This window comes from Streptomyces sp. ADMS (assembly GCF_033441795.1).
Taxonomy (GTDB): Bacteria; Actinomycetota; Actinomycetes; order Streptomycetales; family Streptomycetaceae; genus Streptomyces.
This window is the reverse complement of sequence record NZ_JAVFVX010000034.1, coordinates 1-14,113: the sequence shown is the minus strand read 5'-3', so window position 1 is coordinate 14,113 and position 14,113 is coordinate 1. Positions and strand designations below refer to the sequence as shown.

The window sequence follows — 14,113 nt, the reverse complement described above, 5'->3', positions numbered from 1 at the left end:
CTGAACGACGTACAGAACCTGAGACTAGCCCTCCGGCCGCCGAAGTGGAGGCGGGTCCGCCCAGGTGTTGCCGGGACGAGTGACAGCAAGTGCGGCAGGGCGACGCCGCGGGCGCGCCACCAGCCGTCGTGAGAGTTGCCGACAGTCAACAGCCCCTGATCGCGGCCCGCTTCATCACCCCGGAGGGCGGCGGCGAGGCCGAGACGCCGGTGAAGATCCGCGTGTCCCTCGCACGGGCGTCTTCTTCCGGCCGGTGGGCGCGGCCGTGTCCGGTCGGCTCGGCGACCGGTTCGGCCGGCGTCCGCTGCCGGTCCTGGTGACCGCGCCGATGACAGGCGCCACGACCCTGACCGGCACGCCGGCGACGTACGACACGGTCCGCGCCCTGGATGCTGATCCTCCTCCGGGTGGTCCACGGGCTGTCCACGGGCGGGGAGTTCGGGGGCGCGACCTCCGTGATGACCGGGTTCGCGCCTCCGGGGCGCCGTGGGCTGTACGGGTCGTGGCAGTCGTTCACGGTGGCGCCGGGGCTGTTGGCCGGGGCAGGCGCGGCGGCACTGTTCGCCACGCTGCTCACCGAGGCTCAAGTCGGCGACCGGGAGCGGCGGTTGCCGTTTCTGCTGACGCTGCCGCCGGGGCTGGGCGCGCTGTGGTGCTGCTCGACGAGGCGTACCGCGCGCTGTCGGCGCCACGCACCCCCGGCAAGGACATGTCCCGCCTCGGGTATCCCCGGAAGGCGCCCGGCCTCTCCTCGAGGTCGCGGGCACCCGGCCGGAAAGCGCCGGTTCCGGCATCCGGCGTCCTCGGCCCGGCCACCCCTGGCCTGGAGAGGCCGCGGCTGCCGCCCGCGGCTCAGAATGCACCGGTGCGGCTGGTGATGGAAGAGGCCTGACCCCCCGTATCCCGCTATCTCGGGATCTCGGCCCGCTTTTCTGCGCCGATCCCGGCGCAAAGGCCGCTCCTCTCATCCGCCTTTCACCCTGGCCTCATACGGTGGGGGCATGACGCAGGAGACTCCCCCCGGCTGGTACCCCGACCCCGGGCAGACAAGTGACGGCCCCGCCACCGAACGCTGGTGGGACGGTAAGGCATGGACGGAACAGACCCGTCCCGAAGGCTCGGCCGCCGCCTGGGGTCCCCCGGTGCTGGCCTCCGGCGGGGCGTACCCGGCGTATCCCGAGCATCCGCCGACGGGCACCCGGCGCGGACTGCGCACGGGCATAGCCGTCGCGGTCGCGATAGCCGTTCTCGCCGGCATAGGCGGCGGCGTGTACGCGCTGACCAAGGACGACGGCGGCGGCGACAGCAATGTGAGCTCGCAGGTGCCGGGCGGCCAGGGCGGAACCGGTGGACAGGGCGGGCCCGGAGGCCAGGACGGCGGCGGTCAGGGCGGTCCGGGTGGCGGCACCGGCGGACAGACGCCGGATCCGCAGCAGTCCGAGCCCTCGGAGAACCCGAAGATCGACAGCGGTTCCGTGCCCGACTCGGTCAACGGGATCAGCATCCCCATCCCCGACGGGTGGTACGGCCAGTCGATCGGTGTCGGCGGGCAGGTGACCTCGGACAGCTCGTACGAGTGCCCGGGCGACACGACGAAGACCTGCACGAAGGGCGGCGCGTACTCGGCGCCCGCGCTGGCGCTGGGCACCGCGGGCAGCACGGCCGAGGCGGTCGCCAAGGCGGACATCGAGGCCAACGCCGAGGAGTCGTACGGCGGTACGACCTACGGGCAGATCACCTCGCACGAGGTGCTGGCCTCCAAGGCGGTGACCGTGGCCGGGCAGAAGGGCTATCTGGTCCGCTGGAAGGCGATCACGAGCAAGGGCGCCGACGGGTACGTCGAGTCCCTGGCCTTCCCCGCGCCGTCGAACCCGCAGCAGATCGTCGTCGTCCGCTTCGGTGTCGACGCCGACCAGAAGGAGTCGGTGATCGACGAGATCACCGCCGGCATCAAGGTCTCGACGGCCGGCGGCAGCGGGCAGAACGTGTGACCGCATGGATCGGCCGGGTGGGGCACCTCTCCGCTCAAGGGGAGCCCCACCCGGCCGGGGGGTGCGCGCCGCCCCCGTCCCCACGGGTCGGCGCGGACAGGTCACCGTCCGGTCATGCCACGGACGGCGGCCTGCGTCTCAGGTGAGGCCGAGTGCGGGCAGCACCGCGGCCTCCACGAACCTGACGAGGTACTCCGGGTCGGCGTACTGCCCCTCCAGTACCGGGCGGGCCCGCAGGACGCCCATCATCTGCGCCGGTACGTACTCCAGCGCCGGATGACCGGCGGGGACCTCACCCCGCTCGACCGCACGGCGGATCATCTCCCGGAACGCGGCCAGCTCCGGTTCGACCATCGCCTCGCGCAGCGCCTCCTGGAGCTCCGGGTCCTGCATGGCGGCATGGCCGAGGGCCTGCAGCAGCTGGGTGTCGCGCCCCGACGCCTCACCCGTCGCCCGCGCCGCCGCGCGCAGGTCCCCGGCGAGGGACCCCGTGTCGACGGCGAAGCGTGCGCGCCGGTTGGCGCGCAGCGCGGCGGCCACGAACTGCGGCTTCGTCTTCCACTGCCGATAGAGCGTCGACTTGCTGCACCGTGCGCTGGCGGCGACGCCCTCCATGGTCAGCGCCTCGTAGCCGCACTCACGGATCCGCAGAAGCACGGCGTCGAAGTACTCCTGCTCACGCTCGGGCGTGATCTTGGAGCGGCGCGAAGCGACAACCGGTTCCGGTCCCTCCGCGGCCTGCGACGCCATGACTGCGCTCCTCGCTTCCGTCTTTCCCGAAGATGTGGTCGCCGTTCCTGCCGGGCGGCCCTGTGGCTTATTCCCGATTCCAGTGTGTCGTAAGTCCATCGATACGCCAGTGTACCGGAACGGATTCGTTTCGGTACACTCTCGTTTCGGTACATCACCGTATCGATGAGACGCGCGCCCGTACAGACGAGTTCCCGCCCGTCACGCACTGCCTGCACACACGCGCCACCCAGCGAAAGGGCCGGGGGATGAAAGCCAGCACCGAGCCTGCGAAAGCGGAGCCCGCCGGTATACGACGGCCGCCGCTCGTCCGTGAACTCCTGCTGGTCGCAGGGCTTTTCCTGGTCTACAAACTCGGCAGGCAACTGGCGACGGGGCACACCGCCGAGGCCTTCCGGAACGCGACCCGCATCTGGGACTGGGAGCGGACCCTCCACCTCCCCGGCGAGGGCGCCGTGCAGTCGGCACTGCTGCACGCCGACACCGCCGTCCATCTCGCGAACACCTACTACGCGACCGTGCACTTCCCGGCCACGGCCGCCTTCCTGGTCTGGCTCTACCTGCGGCGCCCCACGCACTACGTCTGGGCCCGCCGGGTCCTCGCCGTGGTCACCGGGGCAGCCCTGGTCATCCACCTCGCCTTCCCGCTGGCCCCGCCGCGACTGCTGGGCGCCGCGGGCCTCGTCGACACCGGCCAGGTGTACGGACCGACGGTCTACGGCGCCTCGCCCGAGGCCGACACCCTGTCCAACCAGTTCGCGGCCATGCCGTCGCTGCACTTCGGCTGGGCCCTGATGGTGGCGATCGGCCTGATCGTCGCGACCCGCTCCCGCCGGCGCTGGCTGTGGCTGCTGCATCCGCTGATGACGCTGGTGGTGATCGTCGGTACGGCGAACCACTACTGGCTCGACGCGATCGTGGCGTCGGCCCTGGTGGGCATCGCCCTGGCGGCCGTCCACCTGCCCCACCGCACCGAGTCGACGGCGGGCCAGGACAGCCTGCTCGCCCCGGCCGACGAGCCCGTCCTCGTGGGAGCGGGACGATGAACGCCGCCACGCTCGCTGCCGTCGTCCTCTCCCTCTTCTCCGCCGTCGCCTACGCCGCCGCTGCCGTCGCCCAGGAACGGCTCGCCTCCCGCAACGCCGACGCGGGGATACGACGGCTGCTGGCGACCGGCGCCTGGTGGGGCTCGGTGCTGCTCAACGCGTCGGGCGCGCTGCTGCACGTGGTCGCCCTCAAGTACGGTCCGCTCACGGTGGTGCAGCCGTTGGGCGCGCTCACCCTGGTCGCCGCGGTGCCGCTGGGGGCGCGGGTCGCCGGGCGGCGCGTCCGCGCGGTGGAGTGGCGCGGCACGGCGCTGACGCTGCTCGGTCTGGCGGCGATCCTGGTCACGGCGTCCGGTCCGGCGCCCGACGACGTCCTGAGCCTCCCGGAGGCGCTCGCCGTCGCGGGTACGACGATGGTCCTGATCGGGGTACTGGCCCGCCCCGGCGCCCGGCCCGGACTGCGGCACGCGAGCGCGTCCGGCACGGCTTCCGGGGTGGCCTCGGCGCTCACCCAGACCGTCACGGTCGCGGCGACGGCCGGCTCCGGTCCGCTGATCGGCTGGCAGGTGGTCGGAGTCGCGCTGCTGGTCGCGGCGTTCGCGGCGGGCGGTCTGATCCTGTCCCAGACCGCCTACCGGGGTGGTCTCGGAGGTCCGCTGGCCCTGGTGACCCTGGCCAACCCGGTCGCCGCCGCGGTGATCGGTCTGACGATGCTCGGTGAGCGGCTCCAGGGCGGGGCCACGGGTCTGCTTCTGGCGCTGGCGGGCGCGGGGCTCGCCGGGTGGGGTGTGGTGACGCTGTCGCGGGCTACACCGGACCCGGTTCCGGTCTCCGTGGAGCGCGTCGTGATTCCGGCTTCGGCTTCGGCCTCGGTCCTGGACGACGACGAGCATCCGGTGGCGTCGGTTCTCGCGCTGGAGGCCCACCGGGCACCCGTCGAACCGTCGTTGACACCCCGGCAGCCGTCGGAACCTGGGCATCTCACGTCGCTGTGAACCGACCGGCACCGTGAACCGGCCGACCTCGGTGAACACGCTGGTAAAACCGAGGCTTCGGTCGACCCCTGCGAACCGACCGGCCCCGGTCAACACACCGGTGAACCCAGACTCCGGTCGACCACTGCAAACCGACCGCTCCCGTTCGACCCCTGCGAACCGACCGACCCCGCTCAACACACCGGTGAACCCAGACTCCGGTCGACCCCTGCAAACCGACCCGTCAGCTGTGGACCGACCCGTCAGCCCAGACCCCGTGAGTCCTGCTTCAGCGCCGTGTCGACGGTCAGTGCCGTCGCCACCACGAGACTCAGCAGGGGCTCGGGCAGTTGGTAGTGGATCTGCAGGACGTAGTTGTCCGCGGTCGTGAACATCGTCTTCGCGAGACCTTCCCAGGTCTTGGTGATGCGGGCGACCTCGTTCTCCGCGTGGTCGACGATCGCGAAGTTCCAGGCCCGCCAGTTCTCCGCCTTGATCGCGCCGACCTGCTGACCGCCCGCGTTGATCGCGAAGTTGATCTTCCCGATCATGTTCTGCTGGACGATCTCACCGACCGGCGAACCGTCCGGACGCTGCACGATCACCCGCGACTTCATGAACTTGCGGGGGCGCGTCAGCAGCAGCACCGGCTGCCCGTGGGCGTCCCGGATCTCCAGCTTGTGCGTCATGAACTGATCGATGCTGGCGACGAACCGAAGGACCTTCTTCAGCGCGCTCTGTCCGACCTGAACGACCGAGCCGAGCTCCCGGCCCTGCTGGTCCATGACCTTGTACTCATTGGTCAGCTCGATCAGCTTGGCCTTCTGGTTCACCACCAGCACCGGCTCACTGAACAGCGTGCCGCCACCGGCCCCGCCTGCCGCGACCCCGGCCTGCTGCTGCACCTGCTGCTGGACCCGCGGGTCGGCAGCGGCGGCGGCCGCCTGTGGCGGCCCGAACCCCTTCTGGGGCTGGCCGAATCCCTGCTGGGGCTGCTGAACCGGCGCCGCCTGCGGCTGCTGCTGGGCCTGGGGCTGCTGCGCCTGCTGCTGGTCGGTGTTGGTGTGCTCGGTCCACTGGGAACCGTCCCAGTAGCGGAGCGTCTGGGAGGCTCCGTGGGGATCCGGGTACCAACCTGCAGGTATGTTCGATTGCGTGGTCACCGGGGCACACTACCGTGACGTGGCTGGATGACAACCATGTCCCGGTCACGGCGCTCCCGGCCCCGCTCCGGCCCCTCGGCAGGTCGCATCAGCAGGTCGCGATCACCGGATCGCTCACTCCCACCCGGCCGTTCTCCACGTGCCCGGCGGACCAGCGGACCAGCGGACCAGCGGACCAGCGGACCAGCGGACCAGCGGACCAGCGGAGGAACGACGGGTCGGCGGCGGAGGTGACGGTCAGGTCGTACGAGCGCTTGCCGGCCGCCAGGCCCACCCGGTGGCGCAGCGTGGCTCCGGCCCCCGCACCTTGATCGTGCGCGGGTGTCCCCCGTAACCGCTGCGCAGCTTCAACTCCACCGCGCCGGAGCCCTTGTTGGTGAGCGTCAGCTCAAGGTCGTCCCCGAAGCCGCGCGCTCACCTTGGGTCCGACGGCAATGAGGGGAGCGTGACGGGATGCGCGCCTGGAGTTTCCCAGAGGTACCGAACAGCACGGAAGGGTCCGGTGGCGCCGGCGTGAAGGCCATCGGTACGTGAGATGAGGGGCCGGCCAAGGCAGGCCCAGGACACCCCCACGGCACTCGCGCACCGAACCGCCGGTGGTGGTCTTGCCGGGACGTCCTGACCGCCCGTTGACATGGCCGGGGAGCGGCTACGCGGTACGTGCCACTGGAGCGCGTCGACGAAGCGCGCCGCGCGCCACCAGCAAGCGTTCATGCTCGACCGCATCTACACGGAGCTCCGTTCATGAACGGCCGCGCCACCGGTGATCGGAGACCCACTCCACGCGAACGCATATGCTGGCCTCTCGGCTTCTGAGGCCAGTGCATGCAGTGAGACGAGGCATCCACTCCTCGTATTTGCGGAAGTATCATCGGCGCAGTCCGCAAGAGACAGTAGGGAGCAGACCCGTGATGACCCGTTCCGCACGCCGGACCCGCCGGACCCTGCAGGTGACCGGTGCGAGCGGCGCCGCGCTGCTGGCCCTCGGCGCCTGCTCCTCCGGCCGGTCCGCGTCCTCGGACTCCTCCGCGTCCGCCCCGGCGAAGCCGTCCGGCACGGTGACCGTGTTCGCCGCCGCCTCCCTCAAGGAGAGCTTCACGACTCTGGGCAGGGACTTCGAGGAGAAGTACCCGGGTACGAAGGTCACCTTCAGCTTCGGCGGCAGCGACTCACTGGCCGCGAGCATCACCGGCGGCGCCCCTGCCGATGTGTTCGCCTCCGCCAGCCCCGGGACGATGGCGATCGTCACCGACGCGAAGGACGCCGCCGGCACTCCGGCCACCTTCGTCCGCAACCAGCTGCAGATCGCCACCCTGCCGGGCAACCCCGGCAGGGTGACCTCTCTCAGGGACCTGACCGGGTCAGGGCTGAAGGTCGTTCTCTGTGACAGGGAGGTGCCGTGCGGTGCCGCCGCGCAGAAGGCCCTCGACGCCGGCGGTCTGAAGCTCACCCCGGTGTCCTACGAGCAGGACGTGAAGAGCGCCCTGACGAAGGTCGAGCTGAAAGAGGCCGACGCCGCCGTCGTCTACCGGACCGATGTGAAGGCGGCGGGTGACAGGGTGGAGGGCGTGGAGTTCCCCGAGTCGGCCGAGGCCGTCAACGACTGTCCGATCGTCCTGCTCAAGGACGCGCCGAACGAGGAAGCGGCGAAGGCGTTCATCGAGCTGGTCAGGTCTGCCGACGGCCAGCGGGTCCTGACCGCGGCCGGATTCCTCAAGCCGTGACCGAGCCCGCGAAGTCCGGTTCCGCGACCGGCGCCCTGGCCGGTGGGCCGCGCCGCGGGCACGTCCGGCGCCGCCGGGCGGCGGTTCCGGTTCCGCTCCTCGTGCCCGCGCTCGTGGGTCTGGCGTTCCTGCTGCTGCCGCTGATCGCGTTGCTGGTGAGGACCCCGTGGCGCAGCCTGCCCGAGCAGCTGACCAGCCCCGAGGTCTGGCAGGCCCTGCGGCTGTCCCTGCTCTGCGCCACGGCGGCGACGGCGGTGAGCGTGGTGCTGGGTGTCCCGCTGGCCTGGCTGCTGGCCCGCACCGAGTTCCCGGGACGTGGCTTCGTACGGGCCCTGGTGACGCTGCCGCTGGTGCTGCCGCCGGTCGTCGGCGGGGTGGCACTGCTCCTCGCTCTCGGGCGCAACGGGGTCGTAGGGCAGTGGCTGGACTCGTGGTTCGGGATCACGCTGCCGTTCACCACGGCGGGCGTCGTGGTCGCGGAGGCGTTCGTGGCGATGCCGTTCCTGGTCATCAGTGTGGAGGGCACACTGCGGGCCGCCGACCCCCGCTACGAGGAGGCCGCCATGACGCTGGGCGCCTCCCGCTTCACCGCGTTCCGCCGGGTCACACTGCCGCTCATCGCTCCCGGCGTCGCGGCCGGCGCGGTACTCGCCTGGGCGCGGGCGCTGGGCGAGTTCGGGGCGACGATCACCTTCGCGGGCAACTTTCCCGGCCGTACGCAGACGATGCCCCTGGCGGTCTATCTGGCGCTGCAGAGCGACCCTGCCGCAGCCATCGCCCTGAGCCTGGTACTGCTCGCCGTCTCGATCGCGGTCCTGGCCGGGCTGCGCGACCGTTGGATGACCCCGTCATGACCTCCATGGACGAATCGAGGTCCGCCCCCTCCTCCGGTTCCGGCAGCGCACCCGGTGAGGGACTCGACGCCCGTGTCGTCGTCGACCGGGGCTCCTTCCGGCTCGACGTCGCGCTGACGGCGGCGCCCGGCGATGTCGTGGCGCTGCTGGGCCCCAACGGCGCCGGCAAGACCACCGCGCTGCGTGCGCTGGCCGGGCTCGTCCCGCTCGACGGCGGTCATCTGCGGCTGGACGGGGCGGCGTTGGAGCGTACGCCGCCGGAATCCCGCCCGGTGGGCGTCGTCTTCCAGGACTACCTGCTCTTTCCGCACCTCACCGCTCTCGACAACGTCGCCTTCGGCCCGCGCTGCCAGGGCGCGACCAGGGCGGAAGCCCGGTCGACGGCGGCAGGGTGGCTGGAGCGGATGGGTCTCACCGAACAGGCCGGCGCCAGGCCGCGCAGGCTCTCCGGCGGCCAGGCCCAGCGCGTCGCCCTCGCCCGTGCCCTGGCCACCCGCCCCCGGCTGCTGCTCCTCGACGAGCCGCTGGCCGCCCTCGACGCCCGTACCCGCCTCGACATCCGCGCCCAGCTCCGGCGCCACCTCGCCGACTTCGAGGCCGTGGCGGTCCTGGTCACCCACGATCCGCTGGACGCGATGGTGCTCGCGGACCGGCTGGTGGTCGTCGAGCACGGCCGGGTCGTCCAGGAGGGGACGCCGCAGGACATCGCCCGCCGTCCGCGTACCGACTACATCGCCCGGCTCGTCGGCCTCAACCTCTATCCGGGCCGGGCACAGGGGCACACCGTCGAGTTGGACACCGGTCCGGCGATCACCACCACCGAGCAGCTCACCGGCCCGGTCTTCGTCGCCTTCCCGCCCGGCGCCGTGACTCTCCACCGCCACCGCCCCACCGGGTCCAGCGCCCGCAACCTGTGGCGTTGCGAGGTGGCCGGTCTGGAGACCCACGGCGACCAGATCCGCGCCAACCTCACCGGCGAGCTTCCCCTCGCCGCCGACCTCACCACCGTCGCCGCGGCCGAGCTCGATCTCCACCCAGGTGCCGAGGTCTGGGCGACCGTCAAGGCGACACAGACCCACGCGTACCCGGCCTGACCCGGACCCCACGCCCGACCCCGCCGGCGTGGCCCCGTGAGGGCACGGGCCCAATGGCCCCGTCCCCGGGGGTCCGAAGGCCTCCACGCACGCTCACAGGCCCGTTCCGCGCCGGCGCCGGTGCCTCAAGCCCTACTGCTTGCGCGCCGGCACCCGCCACATCAGCGTGGTGCCACCACCCTCGGGCGCCCCCTGTTCCAGTCGGCCGCCCAGTTGCCCGGCGCGCTCCGCCATGTTGCGCAGTCCGCTGCGGCGGCCGTCCGCGGGGATGCCCACCCCGTTGTCGGTGACCGAGAGCCGTACCTCGCGCCCGTCCGTGGCCAGGAGTACGTCGGCGCGGTTCGCCCGTGCGTGGCGGGCGATGTTGGTCAGGGCCTCGGAGAGCACCGCCACCACGTGGTCGGCGATGTCCTTCGGTACGTCCGTGTCCAGCAGGCCCTCCATCCGGACGCTGGGGGCGAAGCCGAGGACCGGCGCCGCCTCCCCCACGATCCGTACGGCACGGGCACGCAGACCGGCCTCCCCCGCACCGTCGCGGGTACGCAGACCGAAGATCGTCGACCTGATGATCTTGATGGTCTCGTCGAGGTCGTCGACCGCGCGCGCCACGCGCTCGGAGGCCTCCTCGTGCTCGATGAAGCGGCCGGCGCTCTGCAGCGTCATACCGGTGGCGAACAGTCGCTGAATGGCCAGATCGTGCAGGTCGCGTGCGATACGGTCCCGGTCCATGAGGACCGCGACCGCCTCGGCGTCCTGCCGGCGTTCCGCCAGCTCCATCGTGATGGCGGCCTGTGCGGCGAAGGACTGCACGGTCTCGGTCTCCATCGCCGAGAACACCGGCCGACCGGCCTTTCGCGCCAGCAGGACCACGCCTCGTGGACCCGTGTCGCCCGTGCCGATGGGCACGGCCACGGCGGGGCCGAGTCCGCCGAACCGCGGAGGCTCCAGGGAGATGCGTTCGTCCTGGGTGACGTCCGCGCTGGTGACGGGGGCGGCGGCGGAGAACGCCAGTCCCATCAGGCTCTTGTCCATGGCCAGTACGAGGCCCCGGTGTGCCTCGGCGTCCATCCCGACGGCGATCTCCACGGCGAGTGAACCGGTGTCCTCCATGGGCAGCGCGACCGCCGCCAGGGCGGAATCGGTGATCTCGCCGGCCCGTTCGGCGATCAGGGCGAGGACCTCGGTGCCCTCACCGCCGGACATCAGGCTGTGGGTGACCTCCGCGTTCGCCCGCAGCCAGCGTTCCCGCAGCCGGGACTCCTCGTACAGCCGGGCGTTGTCGATCGCGACGCCGGCGGCCACGGCCAGCGTCAGCGTGACCGAGACGTCCTCCTCGTCGAACTGGGCGCCGCCCCGCTTCTCGGTCAGGTACAGGTTGCCGAAGACCTCGTCGCGCACCCGGATCGGGACACCCAGGAAGGTGTTCATCGGCGGATGATGCGCCGGGAAACCGTACGAGGCCGCGTGCTCGGAGATCTTCGCCAGGCGCAGCGGCTCCGGGTGGTTGATCAGCTCCCCCAGGATGCCGTGGCCCTCCGGATACGGGCCGATCCGCACGATCTGTTCCTCGCTGACCCCCACGGTGTGAAAGGCGGACAGACGCCTGCCGTCCGGGCCGATCACGCCGAGCGCCGCGTATTCCGCGTCGACCAGTACCGCGGCGGCCTCCACGATGCGGCGCAGGGCCTGCTCCAGATCCAGCTCCCTGCCGACCGACAGCACAGCCTCCAGGAGGCTGTGCACCCGGTCCCGGGTGCCGCGGGCCGCGTCCAGCCGCGCCTGCAGCTCCTCCAGCAGCTCGTCCAGCCGCAACTGCGGCAGCCGCACGCGAGCCTCCTCCGGGGTTTCCACCCTGTACTCCTCCAGGTCCCCTCAACGCACGGACGCCCAACGGTCCGGTCATGTGTCACCGTAATGGTCAGGGGCGGGGTGCGGTAGCGGATCAGGCCGAGCACCCGGGCCCCCGGCGCCGACGCCTCCGGATCGTCCGACAGCGTGCCTGGCCTGGCCCGCCACCGCGTCGGCGTCGCGCCCCACGACGGACCGCCTCGGATCCGCCGGGGCCGACCGGCCCCGGCAAAGAGGACCGACAGCACCTGTCCCTGTGGTCCCGGCGGTCGGACGCTGGAGACGTACCCAGCCCGAATCCATCGGAGGAACCGGCATCATGGTCCGTTATGTGTACGACTTCCACGAGGGCGGCCGAGACCAGGCCGCCCTGCTCGGCGGCAAGGGCGCGAACCTGGCCGAGATGACCCGGCTGGGCCTGCCGGTCCCGCCGGGCTTCACCGTGACCACCGAAGCCTGCCGGGCCTTCCTCGCCGGCGGTACCGAGCCGGACACTCTGGCCGGCGAGATCTCCGCACACCTCACTACGCTGGAGCAGGCCGCCGGACGGCAGTTGGGGCAGCCCGACGACCCGTTGCTGCTGTCCGTCCGCTCCGGGGCGCGGTTCTCGATGCCCGGCATGATGGAGACCATCCTCGACATCGGCCTGGGCGACGACTCCGTGCTGGGCCTGGCCAAGGTCTCCGGGGACGAGCGCTTCGCCTGGGACTCGTACCGCCGACTCGTACAGATGTTCGGCAGCACGGTGATGGGTGTCGCCAGTTCGCTGTTCGAGGACGCCATGGCCGGCCTCAAGCGATCCCGGGGGGCGACGAACGACCTGGGCCTGAACGCGGCGGACCTGGCCGGACTCGTCGGGACGTACAAGGACCTGATCCGCCGGGAGACCGGCGAGGACTTCCCGCAGTCCCCCGAGGAGCAACTGCACCGTGCGGTTCTCGCCGTCTTCGAGTCCTGGAGGGGCGAGCGGGCCCGGGTGTACCGGCGCCGCGAGCACATCCCGGACGACCTGGGCACCGCCGTCAACGTGCAGACCATGGTCTTCGGCAACCTCGGGTCCGACTCCGGCAGCGGCGTCGCCTTCACCCGCGACCCGGCCACGGGACGGCCCGGTCTGTACGGGGACTACCTGGTCAACGCTCAGGGCGAGGACGTCGTCGCCGGTATCCGCAACACCGTTCCGCTGACCGCCCTGCAGGAGCTGGACCCGGACTCGTACGGGCAACTGCGCGGTCACATGGGCGCTCTGGAGACGCATTACCGGGATCTGTGCGACATCGAGTTCACCATCGAGCGCGGCCGGCTGTGGATGTTGCAGACCCGGGTGGGCAAGCGCACCGCCGAGGCCGCGTTCGCCATCGCGGCCGAACTGGCCGACGAGAAGCTGATCACCCCCGACGAGGGCCTGGCCCGGCTCAGCGGGGACGGCCTGGCCCGTCTGATGTTCCCCCGGTTCGACACATCGGCCGTCGGCGAGGCGCTCGCGCACGGACTGCCCGCCTCACCGGGGGCGGCCGTGGGCGCCGCCGTGTTCGACTCCGCCGAAGCCGTTCGCCGGGCCGCCACGGGCGAGAAGGTCGTCCTCGTACGCCAGGAGACCACCCCCGACGACCTGCCGGGGATGATCGCCGCGCAGGCGGTCCTGACCAGCCGGGGCGGCAAGACCAGCCACGCGGCCGTGGTCGCCCGGGGCATGGGCACGGTGTGCGTGTGCGGTGCGGAGGAGATCACCGTGGACACCGCGGCACGTCGCTTCACCGTGGGCGACACGGTCGTCGAGGAGGGCACGGTCGTCTCCGTCGACGGCTCCGAGGGCGCCGTGTACCTGGGCGCCGCTCCGCTGGTCGACTCCGCGGTGATGCGGTACTTCGAGACGGGCGAGCGGTCCCCCGGGCTGGTGGAGGCCGTGGGGCGCGCCATGGACCGGGCCGACGACGCCCGGCGGCTGGAGGTGCGGGCCAACGCCGACACCCCCGAGGACGCCGCCCGCGCGCGGCGGTTCGGCGCGCAGGGCGTCGGACTGTGCCGGACCGAGCACATGTTCCTCGGGGCGCGCCGCAAGCTGGTCGAGGCGATGATTTTGGCCGGCGACGAGACCGAACGGGAGCAGGCGCTCAGCGCGCTGCTGCCGCTCCAGCGACGGGACTTCATCGGCATCCTGGAGGCGATGGACGGCCTGCCGGTCACCATCCGGCTCATCGACCCGCCCCTGCACGAGTTCCTGCCCGACCGCACCGGACTCGCCGTGCGCATCGCCGCCGCCGAGGCCCGCGGCGAGCAGCCCGGCCCGCACGACACCGAACTCCTCGCAGCGGTGAACCGTATGCACGAGGAGAACCCGATGCTCGGCCTGCGCGGTGTCCGCCTGGGACTGATCGTTCCGGGACTGGTCGCCATGCAGGTGCGGGCGATCGCCGAGGCGGTCGTGGAACGCACCCGCGCCGGAGGCTCCCCCGAGGCCGAGATCATGGTCCCGCTGGTCGGTGCCGTCGAGGAACTGCGCATCGAGCGGGCCGAGGTGGAGCGCGTCCTGGCCGAGGTCTCCGAGGAGTCCGGCATTCCCGTGCACTGCCCGGTCGGCACCATGATCGAGCTGCCCCGGGCCGCGCTCACCGCCGGCCGGATCGCCGAGGAGGCGGAGTTCTTCTCCTTCGGCACCAACGACCTCA

At 71.8% G+C, this 14,113-nt stretch carries 10 protein-coding genes and 2 pseudogenes; 8 read left to right on the top strand and 4 right to left on the bottom strand.

What is annotated here, in order from left to right; translation table 11 throughout:
- Nucleotides 1-155 precede the first annotated feature (155 nt).
- Together RB628_RS17025 and RB628_RS17020 are read left to right on the top strand one after the other, a co-directional pair.
- Nucleotides 156-653: pseudogene (locus RB628_RS17025) on the top strand (MFS transporter); the annotation flags it as partial.
- Between the two features lie 348 nt (nucleotides 654-1,001).
- On the top strand, nucleotides 1,002-1,991 hold the full coding sequence (locus RB628_RS17020; protein WP_318321289.1) for a DUF2510 domain-containing protein: 990 nt from the start codon (nucleotides 1,002-1,004) through the stop codon (nucleotides 1,989-1,991).
- 138 nt (nucleotides 1,992-2,129) lie between these two features.
- On the opposite strand, the gene RB628_RS17015 is transcribed toward RB628_RS17020, so the two are convergent.
- Nucleotides 2,130-2,741, bottom strand: a complete 612-nt coding sequence (locus RB628_RS17015) for a TetR/AcrR family transcriptional regulator (RefSeq protein WP_318321288.1) — start codon at nucleotides 2,739-2,741, stop codon at nucleotides 2,130-2,132.
- Between the two features lie 248 nt (nucleotides 2,742-2,989).
- Here RB628_RS17015 and RB628_RS17010 point away from each other — a divergent pair, with 248 nt between their 5' ends.
- Both RB628_RS17010 and RB628_RS17005 read left to right on the top strand, forming a co-directional pair.
- Nucleotides 2,990-3,787: a phosphatase PAP2 family protein gene (locus RB628_RS17010; protein ID WP_318321287.1), complete on the top strand. Its 798-nt coding sequence runs from the start codon at nucleotides 2,990-2,992 to the stop codon at nucleotides 3,785-3,787.
- Nucleotides 3,784-4,782, top strand: a complete 999-nt coding sequence (locus RB628_RS17005) for a hypothetical protein (protein ID WP_318321286.1) — start codon at nucleotides 3,784-3,786, stop codon at nucleotides 4,780-4,782. The genes RB628_RS17010 and RB628_RS17005 overlap by 4 nt, the downstream gene beginning before the upstream one ends.
- 242 nt (nucleotides 4,783-5,024) lie before the next feature.
- Here RB628_RS17005 and RB628_RS17000 read toward each other — a convergent pair whose 3' ends face one another.
- Nucleotides 5,025-5,924: a phospholipid scramblase-related protein gene (locus RB628_RS17000; RefSeq protein WP_318321285.1), complete on the bottom strand. Its 900-nt coding sequence runs from the start codon at nucleotides 5,922-5,924 to the stop codon at nucleotides 5,025-5,027.
- Between the two features lie 88 nt (nucleotides 5,925-6,012).
- Nucleotides 6,013-6,338: pseudogene (locus RB628_RS16995) on the bottom strand (phospholipase domain-containing protein); the annotation flags it as partial.
- 497 nt (nucleotides 6,339-6,835) lie between these two features.
- Here RB628_RS16995 and modA point away from each other — a divergent pair.
- From modA to RB628_RS16980, 3 genes are read left to right on the top strand one after another with little or no spacing between them, the layout of a single operon-like run.
- A complete protein-coding gene (gene modA, locus RB628_RS16990) occupies nucleotides 6,836-7,648 on the top strand; it encodes a molybdate ABC transporter substrate-binding protein (RefSeq protein WP_318321284.1) in 813 nt (270 codons plus the stop codon).
- Nucleotides 7,645-8,502 (top strand): molybdate ABC transporter permease subunit, encoded by an 858-nt coding sequence (modB, locus tag RB628_RS16985; RefSeq protein ID WP_318321283.1) that lies wholly within the window; start codon nucleotides 7,645-7,647, stop codon nucleotides 8,500-8,502. Before modA ends, modB begins: the two co-directional genes overlap by 4 nt.
- Nucleotides 8,499-9,596, top strand: a complete 1,098-nt coding sequence (locus tag RB628_RS16980) for an ABC transporter ATP-binding protein (RefSeq protein WP_412180673.1) — start codon at nucleotides 8,499-8,501, stop codon at nucleotides 9,594-9,596. Before modB ends, RB628_RS16980 begins: the two co-directional genes overlap by 4 nt.
- A 132-nt stretch (nucleotides 9,597-9,728) precedes the next feature.
- On the opposite strand, the gene RB628_RS16975 is transcribed toward RB628_RS16980, so the two are convergent.
- Nucleotides 9,729-11,447, bottom strand: coding sequence for a GAF domain-containing protein (locus tag RB628_RS16975; RefSeq protein WP_318321282.1), 1,719 nt, complete (start codon nucleotides 11,445-11,447; stop codon nucleotides 9,729-9,731).
- A gap of 316 nt (nucleotides 11,448-11,763) precedes the next feature.
- Here RB628_RS16975 and ppdK point away from each other — a divergent pair.
- Nucleotides 11,764-14,113: pyruvate, phosphate dikinase (ppdK, locus tag RB628_RS16970; protein WP_318321281.1), on the top strand; the 2,350-nt coding region annotated here is incomplete at its 3' end.